15 protein-coding genes are annotated in these 18,612 nt (G+C 64.7%); 2 read left to right on the top strand and 13 right to left on the bottom strand.

Translation table 11 applies throughout. From position 1 onward, the window contains the following. Entirely contained in the window at positions 1-1,416 is a 1,416-nt protein-coding gene (locus ACS8YF_RS04315) for an FAD-binding oxidoreductase (protein WP_440848992.1), read from the top strand. Positions 1,417-1,496: 80 nt separating this feature from the next. Here the strand turns inward: ACS8YF_RS04315 and nuoN are convergent, their stop codons facing one another. Genes nuoN through ACS8YF_RS04250 form a run of 13 tightly spaced genes read right to left on the bottom strand, consistent with a single transcriptional unit; the run spans position 1,497 to position 16,233 of the window. Next, positions 1,497-2,954 (bottom strand): NADH-quinone oxidoreductase subunit NuoN, encoded by a 1,458-nt coding sequence (nuoN, locus tag ACS8YF_RS04310; protein ID WP_440848991.1) that lies wholly within the window; start codon positions 2,952-2,954, stop codon positions 1,497-1,499. A 12-nt stretch (positions 2,955-2,966) separates the two neighbouring features. Then, positions 2,967-4,499, bottom strand: coding sequence for an NADH-quinone oxidoreductase subunit M (nuoM, locus tag ACS8YF_RS04305; protein WP_440848990.1), 1,533 nt, complete (start codon positions 4,497-4,499; stop codon positions 2,967-2,969). A 12-nt stretch (positions 4,500-4,511) separates the two neighbouring features. After that, positions 4,512-6,362 (bottom strand): NADH-quinone oxidoreductase subunit L, encoded by a 1,851-nt coding sequence (gene nuoL / locus ACS8YF_RS04300; protein ID WP_440848989.1) that lies wholly within the window; start codon positions 6,360-6,362, stop codon positions 4,512-4,514. Further along, positions 6,359-6,667 (bottom strand): NADH-quinone oxidoreductase subunit NuoK, encoded by a 309-nt coding sequence (gene nuoK / locus ACS8YF_RS04295; RefSeq protein WP_424819076.1) that lies wholly within the window; start codon positions 6,665-6,667, stop codon positions 6,359-6,361. Before nuoK ends, nuoL begins: the two co-directional genes overlap by 4 nt. Then, complete coding sequence (gene nuoJ / locus ACS8YF_RS04290) at positions 6,667-7,221, bottom strand: NADH-quinone oxidoreductase subunit J (RefSeq protein ID WP_440848988.1); 555 nt, start codon at positions 7,219-7,221, stop codon at positions 6,667-6,669. The genes nuoK and nuoJ overlap by 1 nt, the downstream gene beginning before the upstream one ends. A 15-nt stretch (positions 7,222-7,236) precedes the next feature. Further along, on the bottom strand, positions 7,237-7,785 hold the full coding sequence (nuoI, locus tag ACS8YF_RS04285; protein ID WP_440848987.1) for an NADH-quinone oxidoreductase subunit NuoI: 549 nt from the start codon (positions 7,783-7,785) through the stop codon (positions 7,237-7,239). Between the two features lie 58 nt (positions 7,786-7,843). Then, on the bottom strand, positions 7,844-8,824 hold the full coding sequence (gene nuoH, locus ACS8YF_RS04280; protein WP_440848986.1) for an NADH-quinone oxidoreductase subunit NuoH: 981 nt from the start codon (positions 8,822-8,824) through the stop codon (positions 7,844-7,846). Further along, complete coding sequence (gene nuoG, locus ACS8YF_RS04275) at positions 8,821-11,505, bottom strand: NADH-quinone oxidoreductase subunit NuoG (RefSeq protein ID WP_440848985.1); 2,685 nt, start codon at positions 11,503-11,505, stop codon at positions 8,821-8,823. The genes nuoH and nuoG overlap by 4 nt, the downstream gene beginning before the upstream one ends. 18 nt (positions 11,506-11,523) lie before the next feature. After that, on the bottom strand, positions 11,524-12,843 hold the full coding sequence (nuoF, locus tag ACS8YF_RS04270) for an NADH-quinone oxidoreductase subunit NuoF (RefSeq protein WP_440848984.1): 1,320 nt from the start codon (positions 12,841-12,843) through the stop codon (positions 11,524-11,526). Then, complete coding sequence (gene nuoE / locus ACS8YF_RS04265) at positions 12,843-13,313, bottom strand: NADH-quinone oxidoreductase subunit NuoE (RefSeq protein WP_440848983.1); 471 nt, start codon at positions 13,311-13,313, stop codon at positions 12,843-12,845. Before nuoE ends, nuoF begins: the two co-directional genes overlap by 1 nt. After that, a complete protein-coding gene (gene nuoC, locus ACS8YF_RS04260; RefSeq protein WP_440848982.1) occupies positions 13,310-15,058 on the bottom strand; it encodes an NADH-quinone oxidoreductase subunit C/D in 1,749 nt (582 codons plus the stop codon). Before nuoC ends, nuoE begins: the two co-directional genes overlap by 4 nt. 11 nt (positions 15,059-15,069) lie before the next feature. Then, a complete protein-coding gene (locus ACS8YF_RS04255) occupies positions 15,070-15,723 on the bottom strand; it encodes a NuoB/complex I 20 kDa subunit family protein (RefSeq protein WP_440848981.1) in 654 nt (217 codons plus the stop codon). Between the two features lie 45 nt (positions 15,724-15,768). Continuing rightward, positions 15,769-16,233, bottom strand: a complete 465-nt coding sequence (locus ACS8YF_RS04250) for an NADH-quinone oxidoreductase subunit A (RefSeq protein ID WP_440848980.1) — start codon at positions 16,231-16,233, stop codon at positions 15,769-15,771. 299 nt (positions 16,234-16,532) lie between these two features. Between ACS8YF_RS04250 and ACS8YF_RS04245 the strand changes: the two genes are divergently transcribed. Beyond that, positions 16,533-18,464, top strand: a complete 1,932-nt coding sequence (locus tag ACS8YF_RS04245) for an aconitate hydratase (protein ID WP_440848979.1) — start codon at positions 16,533-16,535, stop codon at positions 18,462-18,464. The last annotated feature ends 148 nt before the right edge of the window (positions 18,465-18,612 follow it).

The following is an 18,612-nucleotide window of genomic DNA, read 5'->3' as shown; positions in this document are numbered from 1 at the left end:
ATGAGCGAAACATTGATCACGGCGCTGGCCGAGGTGGTCGGCGCCGAGCAGGTCATCGTCGAAGGCGAGGCCGCCGCGCGCTATCTCACCGAATGGCGAGGCGCGTTCGAGCCGCAGGCGGCGGCGATCGTGCGCCCGGCCGATGTCGACGAAGTGGCGCGCATCGTGACCGTGGCCGCGCGCTTCGACGTCGCGATCGTGCCGCAGTCCGGCAATACCGGCACGGTCGGCGGATCGGCGGCGGACGATCCGCGACGGCAGGTGATTCTCAGCCTCGAGCGTCTGGATCGCATTCGTGAGATCGATGCCGACAACGCCACGATGACGGTCGAGGCGGGTTGCACGCTGGCGGATGCGCAGCGTGCCGCGGAGGCCGCCGGTTTCTATCTACCGATTCAACTCGCGTCGCGCGAGCGCTGTCGTATCGGTGGCAATCTCGCGACCAACGCCGGCGGGCTCAATGTCGTGCACTACGGCAACACGCGCGATCGCGTGTTGGGGCTGGAAGTCGTGCTGGCGGACGGGCGCGTCTGGGACAATCTCACCGGGCTGCGCAAGGACAATAGCGGTTACGATCTGAACGACGTGTTCGTCGGCTCCGAAGGCACGCTCGGCATCATGACAGCCGCCGTGCTGGAACTGGCGGACCCGCCACGGCAACGCGCCGTCGCATTCTGTGCGCTGGCGGATGTGGCCGCGGGCGTGCGTCTGGCCGCGCGCCTGCGGCGCGACACCGGCCAGCACGTCGTCGGTTGCGAACTGATCTCGGCCCAGGCGCTCGAGCTGGCCTGTGATTATTCCGTCGATTGCCGTGTGCCGTTTGCCACACGCGCCGACTGGTATCTGCTGGTCGAGGTGGCCATCTCGGCTGCCGGCGACTGGCTCGCCGCGACCTGTAGAGATACGCTGCGACATGCCACGACGGAAGGGGATATCGTCGATCACGTACTCGGCGAGACGCCCGAAGCGATGGCGGACTTATGGCGCCTGCGTACGTCGATCCCGCCGGCCCAGACCGCGGCCGGGGCCTCGATCAAGCATGATATTTCGCTGCCGGTGTCGAAGTTACCAGCGTTCATTGCCGACATGACACCGCGACTGCATGCCGCCGTACCGGATATCCGGCCGTGCGTGTTCGGCCATGTGGGCGACGGAAATCTGCACTTCAACCTGACGCGGCCACGGGCGATGGAAGACGCCGAGTTCCGGCGCCATGAAGCCGAGTTGCATCGCCTGGTTCACGATCGGGTCGCCGCCATACGCGGCTCCATCGCCGCCGAGCACGGGGTGGGGCGGTTGAAGGTCGATGAGATCGTGCGTCTCAAGCCGGCGGTCGAGATCGACATGCTGCGCGCGCTCAAGGCCGCGTTCGACCCGCATAACCGGCTCAACCCGGGGGCGGTCGTTCGAATCTGATCGGTCGTTGCCTGCTGACGAGCGCGCATGAAAAAGCCCGCGTTCGCGGGCTTTTTCATGCGTATCGATGCGCTCGCGTATCAGCCGATGCCGGCGATGCTCGAAGCGCCGACCAGATCGATCAGCCAGGTCGGGTAGATGCCGACGATGATCGTCACCGCTGCCAGCAGCCAGATCACGACGGTGCCGGCCGTCTGGCCCATACCGCCGGTGGCCGGCTCGCGTGCGTCGGCCGGGCGTTCCATGAACAGCAGAGCCATCACGCGCAGGTAGTAGAACAGGCCGATGCCGCTGCCGATGATGATGCCGGCGACCAGCCACCACAGACCGGCGGCGACCGCCACCGACAGAATGTAGAACTTCCCGATGAAGCCCATGGTCAGCGGGATGCCGGCCAGCGAGAGCATCATGATCGCCATCGATACCGCCAGGATCGGACGCTTCCAGTACAGGCCGCGATAATGGTCGAGGTGGGCTGCATCGCGCCCGGCGAACGGGCTGGAGACCAGCGAGACCACACCGAAAGCGCCCAGCGTGGTGCCGACGTAGGTCGCCAGATACACGCCGGTGGCCTCGATCGACAGCGGGATGCCGGCGACGATCACGGTCAGCAGATAACCGATGTGGGCGATCGACGAGTAACCCAGAATGCGCTTGATATTGGTCTGGCGCAGGGCCAGCAGGTTGCCGGCGAACATCGACAGGAAGGCGATCACGCCCACCAGTGTCAGCAGCCAGGGATCGTGGGCCACCGGCGCAAGGAAGAAGAAGCGCATCAGCAGGGCGAACACCGCTGTCTTGCTGACCGTCGCGAGGAAGGTCGACACCGGCGCGGGAGCGCCTTCGTAGACGTCGGGTGTCCAGACGTGGAAGGGCACGAGCGACAGCTTGAAGGTGAGCGCGACCAGGATCATGCCCACGCCCATCAGCACCCAGGCGTGGCCGGGAGCGCCCGACTGCAGGGCGACAGCCAGGCCTTCATAGTCCAGATGGCCCGAGGCCGCGTACAGCAGCGCCATGCCGAACAGCAGGAACGAGGAGGCGGCGCCGGAGAGCACCATGTACTTGAAGCCGGCTTCCAGCGACTGCCGTTCGCGGTAGGTGTAGGCGATCATGCCGTACAGCGGCACCGACAGCAGTTCCAGGCCGATGAACAGCGAGGCGAAGTGACGGCTGGCGACCAGCGCCATGCCGCCGAGCACCGACGATGCGACGAGGATATAGAACTCCTCGCGATTGTCGTCGAGCCCCTCGAAGTACGCGCCGGCAAAGGTACAGGTGGCGAGAGCCGCGACCAGAATCACCGCCCAGAAGAACACGGCGTAATCGTCGATGACGAACAGCGGCGTGACTTGGATCGGCGTGACCGCGAGCACGGCCAGCAGTGAGACCAGCGCCAGATTCAGCCCCACCACCGTGATGGCGACGGCCGAGCCGTGGTTGCGCTTGCAGGCGATGGCTGCCATCACGCCGATCACGGCGAGGCAGGTGAAAATCGGCGGCAGCACCGCGACCAGTTGGTTCCAGGTGTCGTTCATGTCAGCTATCGCTTAACTTGCCGAGGAGGCGGCCAGCCCCGTGGCGAACCAGTGGGAGACTTCGGTCATGGTGGTCTGCGAGACCGACAGTATGGTCTGCGGGAACAGACCGACGATCAGCGTGACCACGACCAGCGTCATCATGATGGTGTACTCGCGGGCACTCATGCGCGCGATGGTGTCCTCGCCGGACGGCGTGCCCCAGTACACCCGATGCATCAGGTACAGCGCATACACGGCCGCGAGAATCATGCCGCCGGAGGCGACCACCACCACCCACGGCCAGGCGGCGAACGCCCCGAACAGGATCAGGAATTCGCCGATGAAGTTGGCGGTCGCCGGCATGCCGAGCGAGGCCACAACGAAGATCAGCGCGAAGCCGGGCAGGGCGCCGAGGCGTCCGAACAAGCCGCCGAGCTGGCGCATGTCGCGGGTGCCCATGCGCTCGTAGAGCTGGCCGGCGAGAATGAACAGCGCGGCGGTCGATACGGCCGAGGCCACGACCTGAATCATCACGCCCTGCAGCGACAGCAGCGTGCCGGCATACAGGCCGACCAGGATGAAGCCCATGTGCGAGATGCTCGAATACGAGATCAGGCGCTTCATGTCGGTCTGGGCGAAGGCCATGACCGCGCCGTAGTAGATGCTGATCACGCCCAGCGCCAAGGCGATCGGTGCGAAGGCCGCGGAGGACTCCGGGAACAACGGCAGCGCCAGTCGCAGAAAGCCGTAGGCGGCGGTCTTGACCAGAATTCCGGACAGGTCGACCGCGCCCGAGGATGGCGAGTTGGCCTGGGCATCGGCCAGCCAGCCATGGAACGGCACCGCCGGCAGCTTCACCGCGAAGGCGATGAAGAAGCCGAGCATCAGCACCATGCCGAGGCCGCCGCCGAGCTGGGTGTTCAGCAGGGCGTTGTAGTTGAAGGTCAGGTGACCGCTCTGGGCGTAGTGCACGAACACCACGCCGAGAATCGACGCCAGCATCAACAGGCCACTGGCCTGGGTATAGATGAAGAACCTCACCGCGGCGCGGACATGGGAGGCGCGGTCGAACTCGCCGTGTCCCCAGAGCGCGATCAGGAAGTACATCGGGATCAGCATCAGTTCCCAGAAGAAGAAGTACAGGAACAGATCGATCGCCAGGAAGATGCCCATCACGCCGCCGAGCGTCCACATGAGATTCATGTGGAAGGCGCCCACGCGTTCGCGCACCTGGCTCCAGGAGCAGGCCACGGCCAGCATGCCGAGCAGGCTGGCCAGCAGCACCATGATCAACGATAGCCCGTCGATCGCCAGGTGGAAATCGATGCCGAAGGCCGGAATCCACGGCACGCTGATCTCGCGTTGCCAGTGCGGCGCGTTGCCGCCGAGCCCGGCCAGGGAGAAGTCGCCGGTGGCCCACAGCCACAGCGCCGGAATGAACACCAGCGCCATGGAGGCGAAAGCGATCCAGCGCGGTGCGGCGCCTTCGGAATTGCCGCGGCCGACGAGCCAGCACAGCGCGCCGCCGATGAAGGGGATGAATAATAGCCAGCAAAGGAGCATCGAATCGCCTTCTTATCCGAACATCAACACGGCCAGCAGCACGGCCGCACCGGCAAACATGACCATTGCATACCAACGCAGCCGGCCCGACTGGACCGCCGACAGCCCCGAGTTGCCGACCGAAGCCAGCCCGGGCACCACGTTCACGATCGCCTCGATCCAGTCGCGGCGATGGCCGCGCGCGACGCACAGGAAGGGCTGGACGAAGACCTTGTCGTACAGCCAGTCGAAGCCGAGCGCGCTGTGGAAGAACAGCCAGGTCTTGCGGCCCGGGCCGTCCTGGGTGGCCTGCGCGATCAGCTGGCGCTTGCCGAGGAACAGCGCCGCGGCCACGCCGAGGCCGACCAGCGCGACCACGCTCGAGATGATCTCGAACACGATCTCGATCCACGGATGGCCTTCGACTGCGCCCGAGGGCAGCACGCCGTCCAGGGGCTGATGGATCAGCGCGCCGACGAAGGTCGACAGCACGGCCAGGATCATCAGCGGCACGTGATGCGGGATACCGTGGCCGGGGTGGGCATGGGTCTTCTCTTCGCCGTGGAAGACGATGAAGATCATGCGGAAGGTGTAGATCGAGGTGATGAACGCGCCGATCAGGCCGAACAGCCACAGGATGCCATGCCCGTTGGCGACGGCGTCCCACAGGATCGCGTCCTTCGAGTAGAAGCCGGCGGTCACCAGCGGCAGCGCGGACAGCGCCGAGCCGCCGATGATCATCAGCCAGTAGTCCAGTTTCAGCGTCTTGCGCAGACCGCCCATCTTGAAGATGTTCTGCTCGTGGTGGCAGGCGATGATCACCGAACCCGCGGTCAGGAACAGCAGCGACTTGAAGAACGCATGGATCATCAGATGGAAGATGGCGGCCTGCCATGCGCCCACGCCGAGCGCCAGGAACATGTAGCCGATCTGGCTCATGGTCGAATAGGCGATCACGCGTTTGATATCGGTCTGGGCGGTGGCCGCCAGACCGGCGATGAGCAGGGTGACGCCGCCGATCACGCCGACCAGTTCCTGGATCGCCGGTGCCATCGCGAAGATGCCGTGCATGCGCGCGATCAGGTACACACCCGCCGTCACCATGGTGGCCGCGTGGATCAGCGCGGAGACCGGTGTCGGGCCGGCCATGGCATCCGCCAGCCAGGTCTGCAGCGGTAACTGGGCCGATTTGCCGCAGGCGCCCAGCAGGATCAACAGCGCCGCGATGTTGGCGGTGGCATCGCCCTGGCTCCAGACCTGCGGCGCGTCATGCAGCAGCGTCTGGATGTTGAGCGTGCCGAACACCGTGTACAGCAGGAACAGGCCAATGGCGAGGAATACATCGCCGATACGGGTGATGATGAAGGCCTTGAAGGCGGCCCAGGCATTGGCCGGGGTCTGGTAGTAGTAGCCGATCAGCAGATAGCTGCACAGGCCCACCCCTTCCCAGCCGAGGTACAGCAGCAGCAGGTTGTCGCCGAGTACGAGCAACAGCATCGCCACGATGAACAGGTTCATGTAGGCGAAGAACCGCGCCATGCCCGGCGAGCCTTCCAGGTCGTGGACCATGTACCAGGCGGCGAACCAGTGGATCAGAAAGCCTACGCCGGTGATCACGCCCATCATGGTGATGGACAGGCCGTCCAGGTAGAGACCGAAGTTGATGTGGAAGTCGCCCACGGCGATCCACTGCCACAGCGTCTGGACGTACGGATAACCGCCGTTGGCGCCCCAGAACACCATCACCAGCGCGGTGACCAGCGCGGCGAGGCCGACCGAGGCCGCGCCGATGGTACGGGCCGCGTTGTCGGCCATGCGCGGGAACAGGGAGAGCGCAATGGCGCCGGCCAGGGGAAAGACTAGGGTCAGGACTAGAAGATTCATCCGTGCATCTCGCTGGCTGCGTCGATGTCGATCGTGCGGAAACGCTTGTACAGCTGGAGCAGCAGGCCCAGGCCGATGGAGGCCTCGGCGCCGGCCAGTGCAATGATCAGAATGAACATCGCGTTGCCGTCGGCGGCCTGCCAGTGGGCGCCGGCGACGATGAAGGCCAGGCCCGTGGCGTTCAGCATGATTTCCAGGCTCATGAGGATGAACAGCGTGTTACGCCGCACCACCAGTCCGGTCAGGCCGGCGATGAACAGCAGCGCGGCCAGCCCCATGCCGTATTGAATGGGAAGTCCCGTCATTATTGTTCCCCTGCCTCGGTGGTCTCGCGATCGCCGTGCTCGGCTTTCCAGCGGGCCTCGTTGCGCTCGTCACGGCCGATGTGGATGGCAACGACCAGGGCGGCGAGCAGCAGGAAGGCGGCCAGCTCGACCACCAGCACATAGGGGCCGAACAGGGTCGAACCGACAGCGTTGGCCGAAAGCGGTGTGCCGTTGATGCCGCCGATCGCGCCGCCGACGGTTATCGACCAGACCATGGCGACGAGCAGGATGGCGGCGAACACCGACGGGCCGACCCACAGCTTGGGCCGCAGCCAGTGACGTTCGCGCTCGACCGTCTCCTGGTTGAGATTGAGCATCATCACCACGAAAACGAACAGCACCATCACGGCGCCGGCATAGACCACGACCTCGAGCGTGGCCGCGAACGCGGCGCCCAGGGCATAGAAGTCGATGGCGACGGCCAGCAACGACGTGATCAGATAGAGCAGGGCATGCACGGGGTTCGAACAGGTGATGGTCCGAAGGGTCGCGGCGAGGGCCACGATGCCGGCGATGAAGAATGTAATTTCCACGACGATCCCCTTGGCTTACGGCAGCAGCGTCTTGATATCGACCGGCGCGGCCTCGTTCTCGGCCTCGCCCTTGTCCTTGCCGCCGACCGACATGCCGGCCACCCGGTAGAAGTTGTAGCCGGGGCGCTTGCCGACGCCCGAGATCAGCAGATCGGACTTCTCGTAGACCATGTTCTGACGATCGAATTCGCCCATCTCGAAATCCGGGGTGAGCTGGATCGCGTAGGTCGGGCAGGCGTCCTCGCAATAGCCGCAGTAGATGCAGCGCGAGAAGTTGATCCGGAACGTCTCCGGATACCAGCGGCCGGCTTCGTCCTCGGTCTTGACCACGCTGATGCAGTCGACCGGGCAGGCCACCGAGCACAGGTTGCAGGCGACACAACGCTCGGCGCCGTCGGGGTCGCGGGTGAGCACGATGCGGCCGCGATAGCGCGGCGGCAGATAGGGCTTTTCCTCCGGATACAGGACCGTGTCCCGCTTGCGGAAGGAATGCATGAACGTCATGCCGATCGTGCGGAGCACGCTCGACGTGGCGGAGAAGGCGTTCTGTGCGGCGTTTTTCATAAACGACTCGTTGCAAACACGTTGTACGACCGGCAGCGCGGGCGGCGCCGGCGTCTCACTAGCTCTGGGCGACGACGATCGCGCCGGTGATCGCCACGTTGAGCAGGGCGATCGGCAGCAGCACCTTCCAACCGAAGGCCATGAGCTGGTCATACCGCGGGCGGATGGTGGCCGCGCGCAACAGGACGAAGAAGCACATGAACAAGAAGGCCTTCAGGAAGAACCAGACAAAACCGGGCAGCCACGGGCCGAGCCAGCCGCCGAAGAACAGCGTGGTGACCAGGCACGAGATCAAGACGATGCCCAGATACTCGCCCACGAAGAACATGCCGAACTTCATGCCCGAGTATTCGGTGTGATAACCCGCGGTCAGCTCCTGCTCGGCTTCCGGCAGGTCGAACGGCGCGCGATGGATTTCCGCGCAGCCGGCGATGAAGAAGACCACGAACGCCGGGAACTGCGGGATCACGTTCCATAGGCCGCGCTGCGATTCGACGATGTCGCCGAGATTGAAACTGCCGGCCAGCAGCACCACGCCCAACAGCGACAGGCCCATGAAGACTTCGTACGAAATCATCTGGGCTGCTGTGCGCATGGCGCCCAGCAGCGCGTATTTGTTGTCGGACGACCAGCCGGCGAAGATCACCGAGTACACGCCCAGCGAACTCATGGCCAGCAGGAAGAGCACGCCGACGTTGAGGTTGGCGATGGTCCAGGATTCGGTGAACGGGACGACGGCGAACGCCATGATGGTGGTGAACATGATGATCGCCGGCGCGATCACGAACACCGCCTTGTCGGCGAATGGCGGGATCCAGTCTTCCTTGAAGAAGATCTTGATCATGTCCGCCACGACCTGGAGCGAGCCGAACGGGCCGACCCGGTTGGGGCCGTAGCGGTCCTGCCACAGGCCCAGCAGCCGGCGCTCGATCGGGATCATCAGGGCCGCCATGATGACGCAGCCCATGAGGGTGACGATCGTCAGGATCGCGGTGACGACGGCCGACAGGATTTCGTGCTCGGAGATACCGAAGATCATGGTTTCACTTCCACGGGCAGACGCAGGCCGCAGACCCCGTGCATGCCCACGGGCACGCCGATGGTCCGGTCGGGCAGGCTGGGATCGATGGCCAGCGGGAAGGCATGGGTTTCGCCGTCCACGGCCAGTTCGAGCGAATCACCGGGGGCGACGCCGAGCGCCTTGGCGGCCTCGGCATTGACGCGGTATTCCGGGGCCGGCATGCGTTCGGCGATGGCCGGCGCGCGCGCCGACTGCGACTCGCTGCCGAAGATGTGATGCATCGGCACGGCCTGCCAGCCGTCGACCGCCGTCACCTCGGCGGCAGAGAACTCGCCAGCCCCGGAAGCTGTGGCGAACAGCCTTATGCCGGGGTCGCCGCCTTTCAGATGGCCGCCCACCTCGTCCTGGAAGCGGGTGATGGCCGCCTGGTTGGAATCCCAGCCGGGGCTCCAGGCGTAGGCGAGCGTTGACGGCGGCTGATCCACGCCGTAATAGCCTTCCATCGAGTAGGCCAGCGGCGAATCCGGATCGACCTCGGGCCGGCGCTCGCGCACATCCACGTTGGCGTACATCGCGGTGCGGCCGGAGAAGCGGTGCGGGCTGCGCGGGAAGCGCATGCCGAACTTGCGGAAGCTCTGGCTGGGGGCGGCGTCCTCGATGCCGGCGAACTGCGGGCATTCGGCGACGATGGCCTGGATCAGATCGTCCATGCCGAGCCAGTCGGGCTTGTGGCCCGCGACTTCGGCCAGGTCGGCTGCCCAGCGCCAGCCTTCCTGCATCGGCGCGTCGGGGATGAAAACCTGGAAGAAACGCTGGGCGCGTGCTTCGTTGTTCACCAGTGTGCCGTCGGCCTCGGCGAAGCTGCCGGCCGGCAACACGTGCGTGGCTTCGCCCACCGTGCGCGTCATGCTGTGATCCATGACCACCACGTGCGCGGCCTTCCGGATCGCGGCATCCACGCGTGCCTTGGTCGCGCGCTCGTACAGGCAGTTCTGCATCACCACCAGGGTGTCGGCGGAGCCGTCCTCGATCGCGGTGAGCGCGTGATCGACGTTGCGCTGTTCCAGCATCGCCATGCCGAGCGAGTTGGCCTCGGACAGGGTGACGAACAGGCGGCCGGCGTCATTGGCGGCGGCGACGGCCTGGGTCACGTTGGCCGCGGCCTTGAGGATGGCCGGATCGCCGAGGCTGGTGCCGGCGACGATCAGTGGTTTCTTCGCGCTCTTGAGCGTTGCCGCGATGGCATCGACCAGCGCCTGGGTCTCGTCGTCGAGCGGGCCGGCCTTGGGGGCGGTGTTGTCGAGTGCATGGGCCACGGCGAAGCCGAGCTCGGCGATCGCGGCCGGGCGCAGGCGCTGCGGCGACATCACGATGTCATCCAGGCGCGTGGCGTGGGTGGTCGCCGAGAAGATCGGGCTATTGTTGTGCTGGCCGATGTCGCGCACGGCACGGGCATGCCACTTCGGGATCTTGTTGGCCGCCGCGTGCTCCAGATGCTTGTTGCGGCGGGACTGGCGCAGCGACAGGGCCAGCCGCGGCGCGGTCTGGGTCACGTCCTCGCCGAGAATCAGCACGGCGTCGCAGGATTCGACTTCGCGCAGCGTGGCCAGGCGATCGGCATGGGCCGAGATCGTGTCACGCGCGGCCAGGCTGGCATCCGAATCGGCCGGACTCATGCCATTGCTGAAGTGCTCCGCACCGACCAGATGGCGCAGGGCGAAGTTGTCTTCCAGCGAGGCCCGCGGCGAGCCCACGCCGACCACGCCGTTGGCCTTGGCGAAGACCTCTTCCATGACGTCGCGCATGACGTCCATCTCGCGCGGCTCGAGGATGCCGTCGGCGTTGCGTACCAGCGGCTGGCGCGGGCGGTCGTCGCGATTGACGAAGCCGGCCCCGAAGCGGCCGCGGTCGCACAGGAAGTAGTGATTGATCTCGCCGTGATAACGGTTCTGGATACGCTTGAGCACGCCCTGGCGCGAACCAGGGCTGGTGTTGCAGCCCAGCGAGCAGTGGGTACAGATGCCGGGGGCATTCTGCATGTCCCACTTGCGATTGTAGTGGGCGCCGAGCGTCTTGTCGGTGAATACGCCGGTGGGGCAGACTTCCACCAGGTTGCCCGAGAATTCGTTGTCGAACGCACCGTCGGATTCACGGCCGAAGTAGACGTTGTTGTGCGAACCCAGCGCGCGCAGATCGTCGCCGTCGGCATAGTCGCGGTAGTAGCGCACGCAGCGATAGCAGGCGATGCAGCGGTTCATCTCATGGTTGATGAACGGGCCGAGGTCCTGGTTCTTGTGGGTGCGCTTGGGCCCGCGATAGCGGCGCTGCGTATGGCCGGCCATCAGGGTCATGTCCTGCAGATGGCACTCCCCGCCTTCCTCGCAGACCGGGCAGTCGTGCGGGTGGTTGATCATCAGCCATTCGATGACCTGGCGGCGCATCTCGGCGGCCTGCTCGTCGTCGATCTCGAAGCGACCGCCGTCGGAACAGGGCGTCATGCAGGCCATGACGATCATGCCCTGTTCGTCTTCGTCGTTGCGATAGGACTTGACCGCGCACTGACGGCAGGCGCCGACGCTGTGCAGCTCCGGATGCCAGCAGAAATAGGGCAGATCGAAGCCCTTCGACAGGGCGACGGCCAGCAGGTTTTCGGTGTCGTCGACATCGAATTCCTTACCGTCGATCGTAATCGTTGCCATGACTTAACCGTGCGCTAATTAAAGAGGATTCGCGTTCGCTGCTTCGGTCCGCGACAGATTGGATGCATCGTCGGGGATCAGCGCTGCGAGTTCGTCGCGGTAATACTTGAGGCCGGCCTCAAGCGGGCCCATCGCGCCGGGCGCGTGGGCACAGAAGGTCTTGCCCGGGCCGAGCAGCTTGACATGCAGGTCGAGCAGCTCGAGATCGCCCGGCTGGCCCTTTCCGGCTTCCAGGTTGACCAGCATCTTCTCCACCCAGGGCAGGCCGTCGCGACAGGGCGTGCACCAGCCACAGGATTCCTGGGCGTAGAAATGTTCGAGATTCTTCAGCACGCCGACGATGGGCGTCTGGTCGTCGAACACGACCATGGTGGCCGTGCCCAGACGCGAGCCGGCCGCGCCGACCCCGTCGTAATCCATCGGCGTGTCGAGATGCTCGGGTGTGAGAAACGGCGTGGAGCCGCCGCCCGGCAACAGACCCTTGAGCTTGCGTCCGTGGCGGATGCCGCCGAAGTGTTCCAGCACGTCGCCGAGTTTCACGCCCAGCGGGAACTCGGCCAGGCCGGGCTTCGCCACATGGCCTGAGGCGCCGAACAGTTTGGTCCCGCCGTCCTTGTTGAGCCCCAGGCTCTTGTACCACTCGGCACCGTTTTTCACGATGTGCGGCACGTTGCAGATGGTCTCGACGTTGTTGACCGTCGTCGGCTGGCCGAACAGGCCGGATGCGGCCGGAAACGGCGGCTTGTGACGCGGTACCGCGCGCCGGCCTTCCAGGGCCGACAACAGGGCCGATTCCTCGCCGCAGATATAGCGGCCGGCGCTCATGTGCAGATGCAGGTTGAGCGAAAACCCCGAACCCAGGATGTTCTCGCCGAGAAAGCCCTTGGCGTGGGCTTCGTCGATCGCCTGCTGCAGGCGCCGGCGGCACTCGGTGTACTCACCGCGCAGGAACACATAGGCCGTGTCGGCGCCGATGGCGTAGGAGGCGATGATCATGCCTTCGATCAGCTGATGCGGATCGCCTTCCATGATCAGCCGGTCCTTGAACGTGCCCGGTTCCATCTCGTCGGCGTTGACCACGAGATAGACATGTGCCGGACGTTCGTCGGGGCGATCCTCGAAGCGGGGCATGAACGACCATTTCACGCCGGTGGGGAAGCCCGCGCCGCCGCGCCCGCGCAGGCCGGCTTCCTTGATCAGCGGGCCCACTTCGGCCGGGCCGTAGTCGGCGAGCGCGGTCTTGAGTGCCTCGTAGCCGCCCAGATTCATGTAGTCGTCGATCCAGACCGGTGAACGGTCGGGACGAATGCGCTGGGTCAGTACCTTCGTCTCTTCCATTACTTGTACTCCGCCAGAATCTCGTCGACCCGCTCGGGCGTGAGATGGCTGTGGTAGGTCTCGCCCACGCGCATGGACGGGCCCTTGTCGCAGTCGCCCAGACAGCAGATCGGCAGCAGGGTGAAACGACCATCGGCGGTGGTCTGGCCGAAATCGATGCCGAGCGTCGACTTCAGGTGGTCGCGCACTTCCTCGTAGCCGGCGAGATAGCACGAGATCGAATCGCACAGCATGATCACGTGCCGGCCCACGGGCTGGCGGAAGATCAGGTTGTAGAACGTGGCGACCGCTTCCATCTGGGTCGGCGTCACGCCCACCACCTGGGCCGCGGCCGCCATGGCCTCGTCGGACACCCAGCCGCGATGTTCCTGCACGATCTTGAGGGCCTCGATGGTCGCGGCCCCGGGGTCCTCGTAGAGCGACATCTCGTGCTTGATGCCCTCGATTTCGGCTTCGCTGAGTTCAATCATCGGTCGACGTCCGCCATAACGAAATCGATAGAACCGATGATCGCGACCAGGTCCGCGACCAGGCCGCCCTGCGAGATCAGCGGGATCTGCTGCAGATGGGCGAAGCTCGGCGTACGGATACGCGTGCGATAACTCATCGTGTTCTTGTCGGAAATGGAGTAATAGCTGTTCAGGCCCTTGGTCGCCTCGATCATGGTCGAGGACTCCATGGCCGGCACCACCGGACCCCAGCTCACCGTGAGGAAGTGGGCGATGAGCGTCTCGATGTCGTGCATCGTGCGCTCCTTGGTCGGCGGCGTGGCCAGCGGATGGTCGGCCTTGTACGGGCCTTCCGGCATGTTCTTCATGCACTGCTCGATGATACGGCAGCTCTGGAACATTTCCTCGATGCGCACGTCCAGCCGGTCCAGGCAGTCGCCGTTGGCGCCGAGCGGCACGTCGAAATCGAAGTTCTCGTAACCGGAATAGGGGCGGTCGCGACGCAGGTCGAAATCGACGCCGGTGGCGCGCAGGCCCGGGCCGGTGATGCCCCAGTCGATGGCCTCGTCCTGCGAGTAGGCGCCGATGTGCTTGGAACGCTCGACCAGCATGCTGTTGCGGGCCATGGCCTTCTTGTATTCGGTCAGGCGTTTCGGGAACCAGTCCAGGAATTCCTTGACCAGGCGATCCCAGCCTTTCGGCAGATCCATGGCCAGACCGCCGATACGGAAGAACGCGGGGTGCATGCGAAAGCCGGTGATCGCCTCGATGACGTCATAGGCCTTCTGGCGGTCCGAGAACATCCAGAAGATCGGGCTCATCGCGCCGATGTCCTGAACGTAGGTGCCGAAGAACATGAGGTGGCTGGTGATGCGGAAGAACTCCGACAGCATCACGCGGGCGACCTTGACCCGCTCCGGCACCTCGATGCCCAGCACCTTTTCGATGTTCATCACATAGGGCAGCTCGTTCATGACGCCGCCCAGATAATCGATCCGGTCCGTATACGGGATGTAGGTGTGCCAGGACTGGCGCTCGGCCATCTTCTCGGCGCCGCGATGGTGGTAGCCGATATCCGGCACCGCGCCGACGATCTCCTCGCCGTCGAGCTGCAGCACGATACGGAACACGCCGTGTACCGACGGATGATTCGGCCCCATGTTGAGGAACATGAACTCGTGGTCTTCCGACTCGCGCTGCATGCCCCAGTCTTCGGGTTTGAACTGCAGCGCGTCTTCCTCGATGTCCTGACGCTTGGGGTCCAGATGCAGCGGCTCGAATTCGGTCGCGCGGGCCGCGTGATCCTTGCGCAGGGGATGGCCCTGCCAGGTCGGCGGCATGATGATGCGGCGCAGGTTCGGGTGGCCGTCGAAGGTGATCCCGAACATGTCCCAGACTTCGCGCTCGTACCAGTTGGCATTCGGCCAGATGCCGGTCGCGCTCGGGGTCGTCAGATCGTTTTCCGACAGGGCGACCTTGATCCGGATTTCGGCAACTGGCGACAGGCAGAGCAGGTGATAGACAACCGTGAAATCGGCGTCGGGCTGGCCCTGCCGGAAATGACGCGCGCGCTCGTCGATCGCGGTCAGATCGTAGAGCATGCGATAGGCCGGCGCAGAATCCTGGCGCAGGTATTTCAGGACTTCGAGCACGCGATCGCGGCCGACCCAGAACGTGGGTGTGCCGTCCGCGGTGATCTGCGGGATGAGCGTATTCTCGCCGAATCGCTCGGTCAGCTGACGCTGAATGTCTACGGTATCAAGCATCCGTTGGGCCCTTACACTTCGTCGGGGGTGCGCAGCGTGGTCGCCGCCAGGCGGTCCGCGCGCTTGCTGTCACGCTGGGAGAGCTTCGGCGCCTGGGTGACGCCCTGCGGCCCGATCATCCACGACAGCGGCCGCTTCTCGACGGTGATCGAGTCCTGCAGCAGCAGCAGGCCTTCCAGGAAGGCTTCCGGCCGCGGCGGGCAGCCTGAGACATAGACGTCCACGGGAATGAACTTGTCCACGCCCTGAACCACCGAGTAGATGTCGTACATGCCGCCGGAATTGGCGCAGGAGCCCATGGAGATGACCCAGCGCGGCTCCATCATCTGCTCGTACAGGCGCTGGATCACCGGCGCCATCTTGAGAAAGCAGGTGCCGGCCACGATCATCACATCGGACTGGCGCGGTGTGGCGCGGATCACCTCGGAGCCGAAGCGGGCCATGTCGTGCGGCGCGGTCAGGGCGGTGGCCATTTCCACATAGCAGCAGGACAGGCCGAAGTTGAAGGGCCAGAGCGAGTTCTTGCGGCCCCACGCCACCAGGTCGTCCAGCTTGGCGGTGACGACATTGCGGGCCATCGCGTCCTCGACGGTGCCGCCGTGGTCGCCGGGGGTGCCGGAACCGGGAGTCGGGTTGCTATCAGCGCTGGTGAGAGACCAAGACATGGCTCGTTACCGTTTGAGTCAAATGGGGCCAGCCGCAATGGCTGCCTAGCTCTGTTCGCTGGGCAGATTACGGCGTTGATTGCTTTCTATCGCGTGCAGTCGGAACTGGCGCGGCGCCTTGGGCGCCCAATCGAGCGCGCCGATCCGCCAGGCATACGCCAGACCGAGCGTCAGATCGAACAGGAAGCTCATGAACGCCTCATAGCCGGTCCAGCCGAGTTTGGGCGCGGCGATGGCCCAGGAGAAGATGAACACCACTTCCAGATCGAACAGTACGAATATGATCGCGACCAGGTAGAACTTGGACGAAAACCGCATCCGCGCGCCGCCGGTGGGCTTGATGCCCGACTCGTAGGGCTGGTTGCCCAACCGCTCGTCGTGGCGCCCGCCCAGCATGTAGGACATGCCCAGCATGAGCCCGATCAGGCCGATGGCGGCGGCCGCGAACAGGATCAGCGGCCAGATGACGACGGCGTGTTGCGCTGCAGGGTCCATATAGCTCGTATCCATCCTACGCCAGAGCCGGGCATCGCGATGCGGAATCGGCCGGGCAATTCGATGTAGTTTACAGGGAAATCGACCGAGCGGTGCGTCGCCGCCGAATCCCCGTGCCTCGATTGAGTGGCGTCAAAATAGACCAAAAGTCACGTGCATGGCGAGGGCTGCGGTCGGAAGCCGCATAAAACCGTTGTGTGTAATAAGAATCATTAGCGATTGGCGCGAAATCAATGGGTTCGTTCCCACCCGGCGGCTTGGTCCGGAGCCATTTGCAGCGCTAGAGTGGGGACAACGCACTTATGGAGGCCGACATGGCACAGAACGTTGCCCAAAAACTGATCGACGCGCATCTGGTGGACGGCCGGATGAACCCGGGTTCGGAGGTCGCGCTCAAGATTGATCAGACGTTGACCCAGGATGCGACCGGCACGCTGGTAATGCTGGAACTCGAAGCCATGCAGCTGGACCGGGTCAAGACCGAGGTCTCGGCGCAATACGTCGACCACAATCTGATCCAGGAAGACAACAAGAATCCGGACGATCACTTGTTCCTGCAATCGGCGTGTGAGCGCTTCGGCGCCTACTACTCGCGTCCGGGCAACGGGATTTCGCATGCCGTGCACATGGAGCGTTTCGGCCGCCCTGGCAAGACTCTGCTGGGCTCGGACAGCCACACGCCGGCCGCCGGCTCGATGGGCATGCTCGCGATCGGCGCGGGCGGTCTCGAGGTCGCGATGGCGATGGCGGGCGAGCCGTTCTATACCAAGATGCCGAAGGTGTTCGGGGTCAAGCTCACCGGCAAGCTGCCGGATTGGGTCTCGGCCAAGGACGTGATTCTGGAGATGTTGCGCCGGCACGGCGTATCGGGCGGGGTCGGCAAGATCATCGAATACTACGGGCCGGGGCTGGATAATCTCGAGGCCATGGATCGGCACGTGATTGCCAACATGGGCGCGGAGCTCGGCGCGACCACCACCGTGTTCCCGGCCGACGACGAGATCCGGCGGTTCATGAAATCGCAGGGTCGCGAAGATGAGTACGAGCAACTCCTGGCCGACGAGGGTTGCGAATACGACCAGCACGACGAGATCGATCTGTCCGAACTCGTGCCGTTGATTGCCAAGCCGCAATCGCCGGGCAATGTCGTGCCGGTGTCGGAGATCGCGGGCGACGCGCTGTATCAGGCCTATATCGGCTCCTCCGCCAACCCCGGCTACCGCGATTTCGCCGTTGCCGCGGAGATGGTCCGCGGTCGGACCGTATCCAAGGATGTCTCGTTCGATGTGAACCCCTCCTCGCGCGCAATGTTGCAGACACTGGCGCGCGATGACCGCCTGGGGCAGTTGATCGCCTCGGGCGCGCGCATCCACCAGGCCGGCTGCAACGGCTGCATCGGCATGGGGCAGGCCCCGGCCTACGGGCGCAACAGCCTGCGTACCACCCCGCGCAACTTTCCGGGCCGTTCCGGCACGCCCGAGGATTCGGTGTTCCTGTGTTCGCCGGAAACGGCGGTCGCCAGTGCGCTGATGGGCCGGATCACCGATCCGCGCACGCTGGATTTCGCGTATCCGAAGGTCAGCAATCCCGACGACCCGGTGGTCAACGATCACATGCTCGAAAATCCGCTGCCGCACGAGCAGGCGCGCAAGGTCGAACTGGTCAAGGGGCCGAACATCCAGTCGCTGCCCGACTTCGACGGCATTCCCGACGCGTTCGAACTGCCGATCCTGCTCAAGGTGGGCGACGACATCTCCACCGACGAAATCATGCGCGCCGGCGCCGAGGTATTGCCGTTTCGGTCGAATATTCCCGAGATCGCCAACTTCGTCTATGACGTGGTCGACGAGGAATACCCGGATCGGGCCAAGGAAACCGGCGATCACGCGATCATCGGCGGCAAGAACTACGGCCAGGGCAGCTCCCGCGAGCACGCGGCGATCGCGCCGCGCTATCTGGGGCTGCGCGCGGTCATTGCCAAGGACTATGCCCGTATTCACTGGTCGAACCTGGTCAACTTCGGCGTGCTGCCGCTCACGTTCGCCAACGGCGATGACCTGGACAAGCTCGAGCAGGGCGGGACGCTCAAGATCAGCGGCCTGCACGAAGCGCTGGCCTCGGGCGATACGGTGTCGGTCGAAACCGCGAACGGCGATACCATCGAGTGCAAGCATGCGCTGTCCGAACGCCAGGTCGAGATTCTGCGCGCTGGCGGGCTGATCAACTGGAAGCGCGATCAGGGCTAGACCGAGCGCCGGGTGAGTGTCAGCGCCCGCGCCGTATGGTCATGGTGCGGGCCGACCCGCTGCTGCGCGGCGGGTCTTTTTTGTATCCGTCGGCAGATCGGCGTATTCTCCTCGCGCTTTCGATCATCCTCGTCAAGCAACCCGGGTC

Origin of the sequence: Salinisphaera sp. SWV1, assembly GCF_052044155.1 — a bacterium.
Taxonomy (GTDB): Bacteria; Pseudomonadota; Gammaproteobacteria; order Nevskiales; family Salinisphaeraceae; genus Salinisphaera.
This window is presented reverse-complemented; position numbering and strand designations above follow the sequence as displayed.